The 16,187-nt window shown below is 64.1% G+C and carries 12 protein-coding genes; 7 read left to right on the forward strand and 5 right to left on the reverse strand.

Annotation, left to right across the window (positions count from 1 at the left end):
* The first annotated feature begins 179 nt into the window (after positions 1–179).
* From LK540_RS07390 to LK540_RS07405, 4 genes are all read left to right on the forward strand, one after another.
* A complete protein-coding gene (locus tag LK540_RS07390) occupies positions 180–1,997 on the forward strand; it encodes a S8 family peptidase (RefSeq protein ID WP_229436488.1) in 1,818 nt (605 codons plus the stop codon).
* A gap of 423 nt (positions 1,998–2,420) precedes the next feature.
* Entirely contained in the window at positions 2,421–3,497 is a 1,077-nt protein-coding gene (dinB, locus tag LK540_RS07395; RefSeq protein WP_374041333.1) for a DNA polymerase IV, read from the forward strand.
* Positions 3,498–3,584: 87 nt separating this feature from the next.
* The gene (locus tag LK540_RS07400; RefSeq protein WP_229436489.1) at positions 3,585–4,481 is read left to right on the forward strand and encodes a recombination-associated protein RdgC; all 897 of its coding nucleotides are present in this window, start codon (positions 3,585–3,587) and stop codon (positions 4,479–4,481) included.
* 129 nt (positions 4,482–4,610) lie between these two features.
* Positions 4,611–7,262 carry a PKD domain-containing protein gene (locus LK540_RS07405; RefSeq protein WP_229436490.1) on the forward strand — a complete coding sequence of 884 codons (2,652 nt, stop codon included), beginning with the start codon at positions 4,611–4,613 and terminating at the stop codon, positions 7,260–7,262.
* 79 nt (positions 7,263–7,341) lie between these two features.
* Here LK540_RS07405 and LK540_RS07410 read toward each other — a convergent pair whose 3' ends face one another.
* A complete protein-coding gene (locus tag LK540_RS07410) occupies positions 7,342–8,940 on the reverse strand; it encodes a catalase (protein ID WP_229436491.1) in 1,599 nt (532 codons plus the stop codon).
* A 92-nt stretch (positions 8,941–9,032) separates the two neighbouring features.
* Positions 9,033–9,518 carry an asparaginase domain-containing protein gene (locus LK540_RS07415; protein ID WP_229436493.1) on the reverse strand — a complete coding sequence of 162 codons (486 nt, stop codon included), beginning with the start codon at positions 9,516–9,518 and terminating at the stop codon, positions 9,033–9,035.
* A 138-nt stretch (positions 9,519–9,656) separates the two neighbouring features.
* On the opposite strand from LK540_RS07415, the gene LK540_RS07420 reads away from it, so the two are divergent.
* On the forward strand, positions 9,657–10,412 hold the full coding sequence (locus tag LK540_RS07420; RefSeq protein WP_229436495.1) for an L-asparaginase: 756 nt from the start codon (positions 9,657–9,659) through the stop codon (positions 10,410–10,412).
* Between the two features lie 255 nt (positions 10,413–10,667).
* Here LK540_RS07420 and LK540_RS07425 read toward each other — a convergent pair whose 3' ends face one another.
* Positions 10,668–11,657 (reverse strand): D-2-hydroxyacid dehydrogenase family protein, encoded by a 990-nt coding sequence (locus LK540_RS07425; protein ID WP_229436496.1) that lies wholly within the window; start codon positions 11,655–11,657, stop codon positions 10,668–10,670.
* Positions 11,658–12,006: 349 nt separating this feature from the next.
* On the opposite strand from LK540_RS07425, the gene LK540_RS07430 reads away from it, so the two are divergent.
* Complete coding sequence (locus LK540_RS07430) at positions 12,007–13,869, forward strand: phosphoenolpyruvate carboxykinase (GTP) (protein WP_229436498.1); 1,863 nt, start codon at positions 12,007–12,009, stop codon at positions 13,867–13,869.
* Positions 13,870–14,174: 305 nt separating this feature from the next.
* Here LK540_RS07430 and ftrA read toward each other — a convergent pair whose 3' ends face one another.
* Complete coding sequence (gene ftrA / locus LK540_RS07435) at positions 14,175–15,146, reverse strand: transcriptional regulator FtrA (RefSeq protein WP_229436500.1); 972 nt, start codon at positions 15,144–15,146, stop codon at positions 14,175–14,177.
* A gap of 92 nt (positions 15,147–15,238) precedes the next feature.
* Between ftrA and LK540_RS07440 the strand changes: the two genes are divergently transcribed.
* Positions 15,239–15,664 (forward strand): rhodanese-like domain-containing protein, encoded by a 426-nt coding sequence (locus LK540_RS07440; protein ID WP_229436501.1) that lies wholly within the window; start codon positions 15,239–15,241, stop codon positions 15,662–15,664.
* Here LK540_RS07440 and LK540_RS07445 read toward each other — a convergent pair.
* Positions 15,648–16,124 carry a hypothetical protein gene (locus tag LK540_RS07445; protein WP_229436502.1) on the reverse strand — a complete coding sequence of 159 codons (477 nt, stop codon included), beginning with the start codon at positions 16,122–16,124 and terminating at the stop codon, positions 15,648–15,650. The genes LK540_RS07440 and LK540_RS07445 overlap by 17 nt on opposite strands.
* Positions 16,125–16,187: the final 63 nt, after the last annotated feature.

Raw genomic sequence — 16,187 nt, forward strand, 5'->3', positions numbered from 1 at the left:
AGTCGAGCACAGAAAGCGTTGCGAAAGTGCCTCACACGATTGGAAATTCCCTTCATGCATATTTACTCGGGAGTAGTCTTTCCAAGCCGCCAGTAGAGGGCAACTCCGGTAGGAGATAACCGGAGACACATAAAACAAGGCATCTCGCCTTGACGGAAAACTACACAAAAGGACGAACCATGAAGTCGATGCAATCGCTTTATCCGAGCCTGTTGAAAGTCACCGCTGCACTGGCCGTCGTCGTGGGCCCGCTCCACGCCTCGGCCGCTGTTCCCGACGCCGTTCCCGGCGCCGCCACGGAGCAGCAATACATCCTCCACACCGACCGCATGATCGTGAAGTACAAGGATGCGAAAGTCGTGAACGGCCGCGCCATGGTGCCTGCCGTGACGGCGGCGCGCCAGTCGGTTGCCGACCGCGCCGGCCAGGACTACGGCGTCAAGCTGCAGGCCCTGCACGGCATCGCTACCGGCGCCAACGTCATGAAACTGAGCCGCAAGATGTCGCTGACCGAAGCGCGCGCGCTGGCCAAGGAAATGATGGCGCGCGATCCGCAGATCGAGTACGCGGAACCGGACCGCATCATGACCAAGATGATGACGCCGAACGATCCGCGCTACAGCGAGCAGTGGCACTACTTCGACGCGACCGGCGGCCTGCGCCTGCCGGCCGCCTGGGATAACTCGACCGGCGCCGGCATCCGCGTCGCCGTCATCGACACCGGCTTCCGTCCGCACGTCGACCTCTCCGGCCAGCTCCTGGCAGGCTACGACTTCATCTCCGACACCGCCGTCTCGAACGACGGCAACGGCCGCGACAGCGACGCCTCCGACCCGGGCGACGCCGTCACCGCTGGCGCCTGTTACGCCGGTTCGCCGGCATCGAGCTCGAGCTGGCACGGCACCCACGTGGCCGGCACCATCGCCGCCGCCACCAACAACGGCGTCGGCGTGGCCGGCGTCGCCTTTGGCGCGAAAGTCGTGCCGGTGCGCGTGCTCGGCAAGTGCGGCGGCTACACCTCGGACATCGCCGACGCCATCGTCTGGTCCTCGGGCGGTAGCGTCAGCGGCGTGCCGAACATCGCGGCCCGCGCCCACGTGATCAACATGTCGCTCGGCGGCGGCGGCGCCTGCGACACCACGACCCAGAACGCGATCAACAGCGCCCGTTCGCGCGGCACCGTCGTGATCGTCGCGGCCGGCAACGAGAACCAGAACGCCTCGAACGCCAGCCCGGCCAACTGCTCGGGCGTGGTCACCGTGGCGGCGACCACCAAGGCCGGCGGCCGCGCTTCCTACTCGAACTACGGCACCGTGGTCGACGTGGCGGCGCCTGGCGGCGGTACCGGCGGCGGCGTGCTGTCGACGCTGAACAGCGGCACCAACGGTCCTGGCGCCGACACCTACGCCTCCTACCAGGGCACCTCGATGGCCACCCCGCACGTGGCCGGCGTCGCCGCCCTGATGCTGGCGAAGAACGGCGCGCTGACGCCGGACCAGATCGAGTCGAAGCTGAAGAGCACCGCGCGCGCCTTCCCGGCCACCTGCTCTGGCTGCGGCACGGGTATCGTCGACGCGGCAGCGGCCGTGGCTTCGGCTACCTCCGGCGGCGGCACCACGCCGACCGGCCCGACGATCGCGGAAAGCGAATCGAACAACACGATCGCCACCGCCGACGTTGTCAGCACCGCCAACACGACCGTAACCGGCAACATGGGTTCCAGCACCGACAGCGACTACTTCGTGGTCCAGCTGCCGGCCGGTAAAACCCTCACCGCGACCATGACGCCGGGTTCGTCGACCGCCGACTACGACGTGTACATCTACAACAGCTCCGGCACCCAGCTGGCGCTGAGCGAAAACGGCGCCGGCTCGACCGACACCGCTTCGGTGGCGAATACCACCACCGCTACCGCCGCACGTTATGTGCGCGTGAAGTACTACAGCGGCGGTACGGGCGCGACCAACGGCAAGTACACGCTGCAGTTGGGCTGGTAAGTTTCCGTAAAACAGTCGAGTACCAAGGGTGAAAGACGCGCGGCTTGCCGCGCGTCTTTTTGTTTGCGTGGACAGATTGTGGGGCGTCCGGAGATGGCGGCGTCAACCGTAGGGTGGGCACTCCGTGCCCACGCGGAACGGCGCGTCATCGGCGGCGATGCTGGCTTTGCTGACAGACGCATGCCGATGCGTATCCAGAAGACAGTTGTTAGCGGCTGCTCTCTGAGAGACGTCAACAATCGTCATCGTGCGCGTCCAGCACCAACGTCAACACAGCGCCACGTTCCGCGTGGGCACGGGGTGCCCACCCTACGGATCAGCCAACGCCCCAGCCATCGATAGCGCCAACGCTGCCCTTGCGCCAATCCCCATTTGACGAGATACTGTATGGAATGACAGTAGTCGGCCCCCGCCGCCGCCCGAGTGAACGCCCCCGCACGTAAAATCATCCATTGCGACTGCGACTGCTTCTACGCGTCGGTCGAGATGCGCGACGATCCGTCCTTGCGCGGCCGGCCGCTGGCCGTCGGTGGGCGCCAGGACCAGCGCGGGGTGGTGGCGACCTGCAACTACGAGGCGCGGCGCTATGGCATCCACTCGGCCATGGCCACGGCCCAGGCGGTCAAGCTGTGCCCGGACCTCGTGATCATTCCGCCGGCAATGGAGAAGTACCGGGTCGCATCAACCCAGATCATGGACATCTACCGCGACTACACGGACCTGGTCGAACCGCTGTCGCTGGACGAAGCCTACCTGGACGTGACCAATTCGCCGCACTGCAAGAACAGCGCGACGCTGATCGCCCAGGAAATCCGGCGCCGCATCTTCGAGACCGTCGGTATCACGGCCTCGGCCGGCGTGGCGCCGAACAAGTTCGTGGCGAAGATCGCCAGCGACTGGAACAAGCCCGACGGCCTGTTCCTGGTGCGTCCGGAAGAGGTGGATGCTTTCGTGGCCGCGCTGCCGGTGAAAAAGCTGCACGGCGTCGGCAAGGTCACCGCCGCCAAGATGAACAACCTGGGCCTGCAGACCTGCGCCGATTTGCGCACCTGGAGCCTGCAAAAGCTGCAGGAACACTTCGGCAGCTTCGGTGCGCGCCTGCACGATCTGTCGCGCGGCATCGACCACCGCGAGGTCAGTCCGGAGCGCGAGCGCAAGTCGATCAGCACCGAGGAAACCTACACGCCCGACATCCCGGACCTGGCGGGCTGCCTGGCGTTATTACCCGACCTGCACGAACACCTGCTGGGCCGTATCAAGCGCAACGCTGCCGAAAAATTCATCAACAAGCTATTCGTGAAGATCAAGTTTTCGGACTTCCAGCAGACCACGGTGGAGTGTGTCGGCTATACGCCACACCTGCCGACCTTTGCCCGGCTGATGGAAATCGGCTGGGCCCGCGCCAGCCGCCAGGTGCGCCTGCTGGGCGTGGGTGTACGCCTGGGCGACACAGAAAATGTCGAGCAGCTGAGCCTGTTTGACGAACATGCAACACATTGAAAAACCGTCTGTTGCCAGCCGAAAATAGGCCGGCTTCAGCGTGTAGAATGTCGTTCCCCTGAAATACTGAGACAACAGAAAGCAACTATGTGGTTCAAGAATCTTCAGATTTACCGCCTGCCCACCAACTGGGATTTCGCGCCTGAAAAAATGGAAGAGGCGCTGCAGTCGCAGGCCTTTACGCCGGCTAGCAGCAACGAATTGCTGCGCCAGGGCTGGGATGCACCGCGCCCGAACGGCAAGCTGGTCCACGTGGTCAACAAGCAGATGCTGATGATGCTGGGCACGGAAAAGAAACTGCTGCCGAGCTCGGTCATCAACCAGGTGGCCAAGGCCAAGGCGGCCGAACTGGAAGAGCAGCAAGGTTTCCCGCCTGGTAAAAAGGCGATGAAGGAACTCAAGGAACGCGTCGCCGACGAACTGCTGCCGCGCGCATTCACCATCCGCAGCAACACCTGGACCTGGATCGACCCGGTCAACGGCTGGCTCGTGATCGATGCCGCCAGCCCGGCCAAGGCCGACGAAGTCATCAAGCTGCTGCTGAAAGCCGTCGACCGCATGCCGCTGGAGTCCTTGCGCGTGCAGCGCTCGCCGGTGGCCGTGATGACCGGCTGGCTGGAATCGGACGAAGCGCCGTACAACTTCACGATCGACCAGGACACCGAACTGCGCGCCACCGGCGAAAGCCGCGCCGCCGTGCGTTATGTGAAGCACTCGCTGGACCCGGAAGACATCCGCCGCCACATCGCCTCGGGCAAGCAGTGCACCCGCCTGGCGATGACCTGGAACAGCCGCGTGTCCTTCGTGCTGACCGAAACCCTGGCGATCAAGGGCGTCAAGCCGCTGGACGTGATCAAGGAAGGCGAAACCGTCACCTACAGCGACGACGAGCGTTTCGACAACGACATCGTGCTGATGACGGGTGAGCTGTCGAAGATGCTGGCCGACGTGGTCGAGGCGCTGGGCGGCGAAGCCAAGGCCTGATTCCAACGCTGGCGTGTTCATGCGCCTCTGCGACCAGCCCGGTAGCGAACAGCTGCCGGGCTTTTTATTTCTTTTTAAAAATATTTACAGATATAATTTCAATAATAAAATTATTATTGGGATGATCTGATGAAAAAAGAAACAGGACGCGCATGGGGCATTCGCGCGGGTGCCGCCTTGCTGCTGCTGGGCCTGCTTGCCGGCTGCGGCGGCGGTGGCGGCGGTGGCGACACGCCGGTCGCCGTGACGCCGCCGGTTGCCAACAAGGCGCCGGTGCCGGCCATTGCCATGTCCGGGACGGTCGGCGCCGGTGCGGGCAGTGCCGACATTTCCACCTTCACCAACAGCAGCGTCACGCTCGACGCAGGCGCCAGCACCGACCCCGACGGGGATAAGCTGAGCTATGCCTGGACCCTGGTGTCGAAACCGGCAGGCAGTACACTCGTGCTGCCGGGCACGGCCGCCCAGGCTGCCTTCAAGGCCGACATCGCCGGCACCTACGTGGCCAGCGTGCGCGTGACCGACAGCCGCGGCGCCTACGCCGACAAGCAGGTGACGATCCTGGCGAACACGAATGCGCCGGTCACGACCCTGTCGATGAGCGTGAGCTACAGCGCCGTGCCGACCACCCTGGCGACGAAAAGCGTTACCCTCGGCGCCGTCATCCTGGTCGATGCCAGCGCCAGCCTGGACGCCGACGGCGATCCCGTCACCACCACCTTCGACCTGATCGAACGCCCGGCCGCCAGCCGCACCAGCCTGACCATCGTCGGCAAGACCGCGCGCTTCGTGGCCGACGCGGTCGGCGCCTATAAAATCCGTGCGCGCGCCGCCGATCCTTCCGGCGCCTACAGCGAAACGGTCTATCCGATCGAGGCATTGGGTGATGCTCCGCAGACCGTGATTATCAGCACCGTGACGAACGTGACCGGCGATTCGGGCCAGAACACCGTGCAGGCCTCGATCGGTTACCTGGTTGCGCTCAGCGGGGAAGGCAGCCGCGATCCCGATGGTGGCGCCTTGACCCATGCCTGGAGCCTGGTGTCGCGTCCGGCAGGCAGCACGGCTGCGCTGAGTGTAGTGAACGGCGCCTTCAGCCAGTTCACGCCCGACCTGATGGGTGACTATGTCGTGCGCCTGGTCGCGACCAATCCGAGCGGCGCATCGAGCAGCTACCAGACCACGGTATCGGTACGCAACCGTCCGCCGCAAGCCGTAATCGGCAGCAACGCCACGCCGCAGGCGCTGCCAACCGGCCCGGCCGTGCGCCTGCCGGTCGGTACGACGTTGACCCTGCGCGGCACGTCCAGCACCGACGCCGACGGCGACACGCTGACCTATGCCTGGAGCTTCGCCGACAAGCCTGCCAACAGCACGGCGACCCTGTCGTCGAATAGCGGCGCCACCGTGCAGCTGACCACCGACGTGGAGGGCAGCTACCAGGTGCGCCTGCGCGTGACCGACACGGCCGGCGCCTGGTCCGAAAGGCTGCTGAGCATCAACAGCGGGAATACCGCACCGACCGCGGTGATCGACAAGAGCCGGCTGTCGGTGTTGGCCGGCAATGCCGTCGGCGCCTCGGCTTCGTTCAGCTACGACACCGATGGCGATGCGCTCAGCTACAGCTGGGCGATCGACGCGCGTCCGGCCGGTTCGGTTGCCACGATCGCGGCGCCGAATGCGGTGCAGCTGGCGTTCACGCCGGACACGGCCGGCACCTATGTCGCGTCGCTGACCGTCAGCGACGGCAAGAATGCCAGCGTGACCTACATGACGATCAAGGCGCTGTCCAGCGTGACCAGCAACGTGCCGCTGTCCTTCGCGCCATTGCAAGTGCGCTACAGCCGCGGCCTCGACCAGTTCGTGGCGATCGCCACCAATCCGAATGCGCTGTACATCGTCGATCCGTTCAACGGCGCCACGCGCACGGTGCCGCTGCCGCTCGGCGTGAAATCGTTCAACCTGAGCGCCGACGGCAAGCTGGCAGCGGTGCTGCATGAAGGCATCGTTAGCCTGGTCGATATTGCTTCGGCCACGCTGGTCCGTTCCTCGCTGACCGGCGGTTCGCAAACCGATGCCTTCCCGACCAATGCCGGCTTGATCTACCTGGTGGGACAGTCGGGTGGCCAATGGGTCGACCGTTCGGTTTGGATCCTGAATGGCCGTACCGGCGCCGACGTGAGTAATAGCGGTAATTATTACGGCGGTTCCTACTACGGCACCATGCGCGGTGTGTATGCGGCCAGCAAGAACAAGGGTTTCGTCATGTCGAATGGCCTGTCGCCGTCCGACATCAGTTATTTCGACGTCGATCCGGCTTCCGGCGCCTTGGTGCGCACCGGCGATTCGCCGTATCACGGCGACTATGCGATGAACCTGCCGTTCTACCTGAGCGGGAACGAAGACCTGCTGTTCACATCGAGCGGCACCTTCTTCCGCACCGACACGCTGCAGTATGCCGGCCGCCTGTCGATGAACGGTCCCTTGCTGTCGATGAGCCATTCGGCGGCGGCGGACGAAGCGCTCGTCCTGTCGAACAGCTATTCGCCACAGGGCAGCTATTCGTTCAACGGCACCGTGACCTACCAGGCAAGCTACCAGCGCTTCACGGGCGCCCTGTTCCTGCCCGATACGAGCATCGCGCTGCCGCTGGTAAACGGCCAGCAGAGTTATGGCATCAATATCTTCCACAGCGCCAACGACAACCACGTCACCCTGGTGCAGACCGGTAGCGACCAGCAGAACGCCTCGGGCATTCGCTACTACCTGGTAACGCGCTGAACTTGCCAGCCATCCGCGTGATGGCGGCATGAAAAAACGGCCCGGGAAACCGGGCCGTTTTGTTTTCTAGCGGAGACGCTTACTTGGCCGCCACTTCCTCGCTGGTCGCCGGCTCCTCAGTCTTGCCGTCGGTATAGGTCGCACCCTGGCGATCCTCATGCGGCGCCGGCTTGCCCGGCAGCGGCGGCAGCGCCTTGGCCTTTTCCAGGTCGATGCCGGCAATCTCCGCCACGCGGCGCCCGTAATCCTCGTCGCAATGCCACAGGTGCCACACCATGCGCAGCTGGATCACTTCCGGGCACTGCTTCAGGTCGCCGCCGACGTTGTTGACCAGGTCGTCGCGCTCCCAGTCCTCGAAGGTGCGGTAGCGGTCTCCAGCCTGCTTGTAGTCGGCTGCGGTCGAGGTGGTCTGGTAACGGCCGAGGTGGCCTTCCACGTATTGATGGTAGTCGCGCTGCGGTTGCGGCGCTTCCTGCAGCCCGCCCATCAGGCTCGGCTCGTAGTTGATGTGCTTGCTCTCGCCGCCATCGTCGACGTAGTACGCCATCTGGCCGTCGCGCTGGTTGGTTTTCGCACGCGCACGTTCCTGCGGTGCGTTGATCGGCAATTGCAGGTAGTTGGGCCCGACGCGGTAGCGCTGGGTGTCCGAGTAGGACAGGGTACGGCCCTGCAGCATCTTGTCGTCCGAAAAATCGATGCCGTCGACCAGCACGCCGGTGCCGAAAGCCGACTGCTCGGTTTCTGCGAAGACGTTGTCCGGGTTTTTATCGAGCACCATGCGGCCCGCCGGCAGCAGCGGGAACTGGTCTTCCGGCCAGCGCTTGGTGTCGTCCAGCGGGTCGAAGTCGAGCTCGGGATGCTCGCCGTCGGCCATGATCTGGATACAGAATTCCCATTCCGGATAGTCGCCGCGCTCGATGGCCTGGTAGAGGTCGCGCGTGGCGTGGCTGGTGTCGTGGGCCTGGATTTCGGACGCCTGTTGCGTGGTGAGGTTGCGCACGCCCTGGCGCGGTTGCCAGTGGAAGCGCACCAGGTGGGCCACGCCTTCGTCGTTGATCAACTTGTACGTGTTGACGCCGGAACCTTCCATTTCGCGGTAGTTGGCAGGGATGCCCCATGGACTCTTGACCCAGGTAACCATGTGCAGCGATTCCGGGTGGTTCGCGATGAAATCATAGAAGCGCCACGGTTCCTGCTGGTTGGTCACCGGGTCCGGCTTGAAGGCGTGGATCATGTCCGGGAACTTGATCGCGTCGCGGATGAAGAAGACCTTCAGGTTGTTGCCGACCAGGTCCCAGTTGCCCTCGACGGTTTTCAGTTTCACGGCAAAGCCGCGCGGGTCGCGTGCCGTTTCCGGCGACTCCTTGCCGCCGATCACGGTCGAGAAGCGAACGAAAGTCGGGGTCTGCACGCCGACCTCGGTCAGCACCTTGGCGCGGGTGTATTTGGAGGCCGGCTCGTCACCGATCTTGCCGTAGGCCTCGAAATAGCCATGGGCGCCAGTACCGCGCGCATGCACCACGCGTTCGGGGATGCGTTCGCGGTCGAAGTGGGTGATCTTTTCGATGAACTGGTAGTTCTCGAGCGTTGCCGGACCGCGTTCGCCGACGGAGCGCAGCGACTGGTTGTCGCGCACAGGATGGCCCTGGCGCGTGGTCAGGATGGGACGATCTGACATGGGAAACTCTCCTCTCTGGACACGTTGAGAGAAAAGTATAGGAAGTTCCTCCGAGGGGCAGCGCCCGGCTGCCTCCCGGAAATGCAGGCCGGTTACAGCGGCTGGAACACGCCGGCGGCGCGGTTTTTCGTGACGTTGTCCCAGGCAAACACCTGGCCATTCATCGCCACGTAGACGCCGGCCGGCAGGGTTTGCGCCGCGGCGCAGGCAAAGCCGAGGTTGAAGAGGGCGTCGGAGTTCGCGATTTCGTAGGGAATCATGGCGCCGGTCAACACGATGGTCTTGCCGAGCGGGACAGCGCCAAGCACGCCTGCGGTTTCGCGCATGGTGTCGGTGCCGTGGACGATGACGATGGCTTTCTCGGAAGCCGCCTGGCACGAAGCCAGCACGCGGGCGCGGTCTTCGTCTCCCATGTCGAGCGAATCGAGCAGGGGCAGCACTTCGAGCTCGACCGGAATGGTCATGCGGGCACGGGCGATGACTGCCGGCAGGTGACTATCGGCAAAGCCGAGCACACCGTTCAGTTCGTTGTAATGTTTGTCGAAGGTGCCGCCGGTGGCGATGAGGCGCAAAGTCATATCGGTTTGTAAAGGCAGTGAAAAAAGGTGGGTAATGATAGCCGCAAACCGTAGTGTATCCATATGTGACTGCGCTAGAATCAGCCGGATCGGATGAGTAGACTCCTCTTTTTGCCAGGCACTTGCCTACGATAGAACATGAAAGCCGTTGCACCAGGAACCGTTATTTTTCACCGTCATCGCGGGTATGGCGTGATCACCCACGTCAACCTGCTGACCGGATGGATTTCCGCGCGTTTCGGCAATGAAGCGCGCACCCTAGACCTGAATCTGTCGAGCGACGAAGTGCAGCACGCGGACGGCGAGCCGATCCTGTTCCGCCGCACCCCGCCCGACCGCATGCCGCACGCGCGCCTGATGGCCGTGGTGCGCGAACTGCACCAGGCCGGCTACCAGAAGCTGTACCTGTATTCCTGGCCGAAGCCGTCCGGCCTGCATTGGCGCTGGCATTTGTTCACCGGCCAGCGCAACTGGATGCAGCGCTCCTGGCGCGAAGGCTGGTACGGCTCGGGCGCCGAGTACAACAACAATCCGGTGATGGGCTGGGGCGATTCGCCCGGCGCCACGACCGAGGAATTGATCCATGCGCTGGCCAAATTCGACCCGCAAGGCCTGGCGCAAGCGCTGGGGCGCGACGAGGATCACACGGCGTGGTTCGCCGATGTGTGCGATTTGCTGCTGCCGGGGTACATGTACAGCCTGAACATGGAGCGTCCGGCCGGTGGGGGATTGATCGAGGCGCCGCCGGTGCCGATCGTGCCGGTGCGGGCCGGAGTGAAACCGTATGCCGGGCCGGATATCGGCTGGCCGCCGGGCTGGGCGGGGTTGTGGACCGGCAGGCATGTGATGCCGGCGCGGCGGATCAAGCTGACGGGTGAGCCGGAGTTGGGTTGAGCGTTGACGCAGTTACGGCCCGGAACGCCGTAGGGTGGGCACCCCGTGCCCACGCGGAACTCGGCACAGTGGTAACGTTGATCAGAGAGGCGAAGCCCGCCACCCAGCAGCGCTTCCAAATGATCATTCGAGACGTTTCGATTATTCGATTGCACGGCTCGAAATTGCGCTAACTCTGCGCATCGTTCCGCGTGGGCACGGGGTGCCTACGCCGGCCGCGCCCACCCTACGGTCGATGTTGCCGCGTAAATTACGTTACGTCTGTAGCGCTGCCGGATTCAGGATATTCGTCGGCTCGCCCGCCGCAAAGCGCACGATATTCTCGAACGCCGTCCTGAAATACATCTCGTAACTGTCCTGCTCGACATACCCCAGGTGCGGCGTCGCCAGCACTGTCGGTATCTTCAACAAAGCCGCATCCGGCCCCAGCGGCTCACTGGCAAACACATCCACCGCCGCCCCACCCGGACACCCGCGCCGCAAAGCCTCCTCAAGCGCTCCTTCCGCCACCAGTTCCGCCCGGCTCGTGTTCACGAACAAGGCATCCGGCTTCATCCGCGCCAGGTCCCCGGCAGTCACGATGCCGCGCGTAGCGTCGGCCAGCCGCAGGTGCAGGCTCAGCACATCCGCCTCCGCAAACAAGGCTGCGCGCGATGGCGCCGCCGTGAACCCATCCGCCACCGCCTGCGCCCGGCTGGCCTCGCTCCCCCACACCACCACGTTCATGCCGAAGGCCTTGCCATACCCCGCCACCAGCTTGCCGATCTTGCCGTAACTCCAGAGCCCCAGCGTGCGCCCATGCAGCACCCGCCCCAGGCCGTTCAGCCGCGGATTGACCGACGCCGTCTGCCACGCGCCTTCCCGCAGGTTGTTCGCATACGGAACGATCTTGCGGCTGGCCGCCATGATCAGCGCCCAGGTCAGCTCGGCCGGCGCCAGCGGCGAGCCGACACCCTCGGCAATCGCAATCCCGCGTGCAGTCGCCGCCGCCACGTCCACATGCCCGCTGACCTTACCCGTCTGCGAAATCAGCTTCAGGTTCGGCAGCCGGTTCAGCAGCGCGGCGGGAAACACCGTGCGTTCGCGGATCAGCACCAGCGCGTCGAAGCGCGCCAGCCGGACCGCCAGCTGGCCCACACCGCGCGCCGATGTATTGAACACTTTGACCTCATGCCCGTCCAAAATTTTGTAACAGTCGAGACCGGGCACGGCGTTCTGGTAATCGTCAAGAATGGCAATTTTCATCGAAGTTGAACGAAGTTATTGATGAGCACGTAAAGGAAGTACACGATCCGGAAAATCGAAAGTAGCCCACTACTTTAGTCAACTATATTTCCTACATTTTTAGCCCCGAAGAGCTTGTGCATGATTTTCAGGGGTGTACAATCGCCCGAATATTGAGGGTTTGACAGCACGATTGTGTATATCACACAGGCCCAGCAGCACCGTTCCACCCAGCCTCGCGAACGAGGCTGTCGACACGACCGCCGTACGCCATGCTTCCATGCAAGCAAAGGGATTCCGAAGCGCTGTCCCTGGCCCACGACGATCTGCCGTGCCGGGACATGACCAGAATTCTTTATTGGAGGTACTCATGAACCAGCCCGTGATGAGCGGCGTCGCCGCCCTGAACGTTCCAGCTTACATCAACCATCAAAAGCTCATCAATTGGGTGGCAGACATTGCCGCCCTGACGAAGCCTGACGCCATCTACTGGTGCGACGGTTCCGAAGAAGAGTACGACCGCCTGTGCGCACAAATGGTCGATGCCGGCACGATGATCCGCCTGAACCTGGAAAAGCGTCCGAATTCCTACCTGGCCCATTCCGACCCGTCGGACGTGGCGCGCGTGGAAGACCGCACCTTCATCTGCTCGGCAACGAAAGAGCAGGCCGGCCCGACCAACAACTGGACCGACCCGGCCGAGATGCGCACCACGCTGAACGGCCTGTTCGACGGCTGCATGGCCGGCCGCACCATGTACGTGGTGCCGTTCTCGATGGGCCCGCTGGGTTCGCCGATCGCCCACATTGGCGTCGAGCTGTCCGACTCGCCTTATGTTGCCGTGAACATGCGCATCATGACGCGCATGGGCAAGGCCGTGTACGACGTGCTGGGCGCCGATGGCGAGTTCGTGCCGTGCGTGCACAGCGTCGGCATGCCGCTGTCCGCCGGCCAGCAGGACGTGCGCTGGCCGTGCAACAGCACCAAGTACATCGTCCACTACCCGGACACCCGCGAAATCTGGTCCTTCGGCTCGGGCTACGGCGGCAACGCGCTGCTGGGCAAGAAATGCTTCGCGCTGCGCATCGCCTCGAACATGGGCTACCAGGAAGCCCAGCAGGGCGGCACCGGCTGGCTGGCCGAACACATGCTGATCCTCGGCGTCGAGTCCCCGCAAGGCGACAAGAAATACGTCGCCGCCGCTTTCCCTTCGGCCTGCGGCAAGACCAACTTCGCCATGCTGATCCCGCCGACCTCGTTCAACGGCTGGAAAGTCACCACCATCGGCGACGACATCGCCTGGATCAAGCCGGGCGCGGACGGCAAGCTGTACGCGATCAACCCGGAAGCCGGCTACTTCGGCGTGGCCCCGGGTACCAATGACAAGACCAACTCGAACTGCATGTCTTCGCTGCGCGAGAACGTGATCTTCACCAACGTCGCGCTGACCGACGACGGCGACGTGTGGTGGGAAGGCATGACGAAAGAAGCGCCAGCGCACCTGATCGACTGGCAAGGCAAGGACTGGACCCCGGCCTCGGGCACCAAGGCCGCCCACCCGAACGCACGCTTCACCGTGGCCGCTACCCAGAATCCGGTGATCGATCCGGCCTGGGACGACCCGGCCGGCGTGCCGATCTCTGCCTTCATCTTCGGCGGCCGCCGCTCGACCACCGTGCCGCTCGTCACCGAAGCGCGCGACTGGGTCGAAGGCGTGTACATGGCTGCGACCATGGGTTCGGAAACCACCGCCGCCGCTGCCGGCCAGATGGGCGTGGTGCGTCGCGATCCGCTGGCGATGCTGCCTTTCATCGGCTACAACATGAGCGACTACTTCCAGCACTGGCTCGATCTCGGCAAGAAAGTCGCCGGGAAGAACGGCGCCGCGCTGCCGAAGATCTTCTGCGTCAACTGGTTCCGTACCGACGAGTCGGGCAACTTCGTGTGGCCGGGCTACGGCGACAACATGCGCGTGCTGAAGTGGATCCTGGAGCGTACCGAAGGCCAGGCCGGCGGCAGCGAGCACCTGTTCGGCACCTCGCCGAACTATGGCGACCTGAACTGGGACGGCCTGGACTTCACCGAAGCACAGTTCACGCAGATCACCTCGATCGACCAGGACGCCTGGCGCGAAGAGCTGAAGCTGCACACCGAGCTGTTCGAGAAGCTGTCCTACCACCTGCCGCAAGAGCTGGTGGCGGCCAAGGCCAAGCTGGAGAAGCAGCTGGGCTAAGGCGCGCACGACAAACGCGCGAGTGTGGGGGAGAGACGGCCGGTTCACGTAAATCGGCCGCAGACAACGAAGAAGGGACGGGCGCTTGCCTGTCCCTTTTTTTCGTTGGGAATGTTGCCGCTATCCGTAGGGTGGGTTCTTGAACCCACCATCATCCCTGGCCAGGAAGTCCGCATTGGTCCACCGAGGGCGAATGGTGGGTTCGAGAACCCACCCTACGAGCTGCCGGGCAGTACGCAATCCGGGTTGGTCCACGGCGGCAGAATGGTGGTTCGAGCCGCACGCGGACCGACCCACCCTACACCTCATGCGGTTGTCGTTGGCTCCTGGCGCTGGTGCTGCCTGCGATAGCGCGCCGGTGGCGCCATGCCGCGGCTGCGGAAATGGCGCCGCAGGGATTCCGCCGAACCCAGCCCCGCCAGGTCGGCGATGGCCTCGATGCCGAGCGCGGGCCGGGTTTCCAGCAGTTGCGCCGCCAGCGCCACGCGTTCGCGCACCAGCCAATCGAGCGGGCTGAGCCCGGTCCTGTCCTTGAAGCGGCGCTGGAAAGTGCGCACGCCCATCCGCGCTTGCTGCGCCATCGACGCCAGCGTATGCGCGGCGCGCATGTTTTCGCGGATCCAGTCCATGGTGTGTGCAACCGGATCGCCCTCGACCGATGGCAGCGGCCGCGCAACCTGCTGGGCCTGGTCGCCATCGCGGTGGGCCGGCAGCACCAGACGCTGGGCAACCTGATTGGCAATGGCTACGCCGAAATCGCTACGCACCAGGTGCAGCAGCATGTCCAGCCCGGCGGCGGAACCGGCCGAGGTCACGATCGTGCCGTCCTGGACATACAAGGCATCCGCCTCGATGCGGATCGTGGGGAAGCCTGCCGCCAGTTGGGCGAAGTAGCGCCAGTGCGTGGTGGCCCGCTTGCCGTCGAGCAGGCCGGCATGGGCGAGTACGAACGCACCCGAGCAGATCGAGCACAGGCGCGCGCCGCGTGCATGGGCGCGGCGCAGGGCGTCGACCAGCTCGGCACCCGGCACGTGGTCGGCGCCGCGCCAGCCCGGAATGACGATGGTGTCGGCCCGGTCGAGCGCTTCCAGCCCGTGCTGCACCTGCAGCACCAGGCCGCCCGCCGCCCGCAACGGACCGGGCTCGGCTGCACACACCGCATAGCTGTACCACGGCACTTCCAGCTCGGGGCGTTCCAGCGCAAACAGCTCGATGGCGCACCCGAATTCGAAGGTGCACAGCCGGTCGTAGGCAAGGATGGCAACGTGGTGGGGCATGTCGGGATGTTACCAGTTTCTGTCGTGCCAACGGCTGCCAGTGGCTGGCCGCGGCTGGCACACTGGTCGCTCACTTTACACAGGAGAACACGATGGCTTCAGCAGTCTCGGCAATCCCCGCGGCACCCAGCGACCAGGCAGCGCGCCACTTCGGCGCGGCCTTCGAATACGAAACCGACTGCGCCGACGTTCATGAGGCGATGCGCGGCGGCGAGCACGATTTCGTGCTGCTCGATGTGCGCAGTCCCGCGCTGTACGCGCAAGGCCACGTGCCGGGCGCAATCAACCTGCCGCAAGGGAAAATCGTCGAGGCCAAGTTGCAGGAGTATCCCGGCGCGACCCTGTTCGTCGTGTATTGCGCCGGCCCGCATTGCAATGGTGCCCATCGCGCGGCGTTGCGCCTGGCGAACCTGGGGCGTCCGGTCAAGCTCATGATCGGTGGCGTCACCGGATGGCTGGACGAGGGCTTTGCGCTCACAAACGCAGCCCAGGTGTCGAGCGTTATCGGAGCGTCGTGACTTCGGTCTTGTTGCCGCCGAAGCCATCGAAAATCCGCTGGTGCGTGGCGTATGACATCGCATCGTCGCGCGTGTAATAGCCTGCAACCCATTTCAACAGGAAGTCCAGCTTGCTCTGCTGGGCTTCCATCGATGCGTACTTGTGCGGCTCCCACGGACGCCGGCGGTTGTTCTCCAGGCACACCTCCAGCCCCGGATTCATGAACACCAGTTCCGAGCAAAAGGGCAATGCTGCCTCGACCAGGTCGCCATAGCAACCTTCCGCCACCCAGCTCTGGTTGGCGTCGACAAACACCAGCAACTCCGCCCGCACCTGTTCCGGCGCACGCGGCACGGCGATCTGCCCCGTCTCCCACACGATGGTGTCCAGGTCCAGGTGCACCAAATCATGCTGCGCCGCCAGCGCCTGCGCCCGGTAGGACTTGCCCGATCCCGAATTGCCCATGATGAGTACGCGCATATTCTTCCCAGCCTTATTTCCTTGAAGTATTAATATTAACGCGTTCCAGGAAGTGCTTGACCC

The organism is Massilia sp. IC2-278, assembly GCF_020708045.1.
GTDB lineage: Bacteria > Pseudomonadota > Gammaproteobacteria > Burkholderiales > Burkholderiaceae_D > Telluria.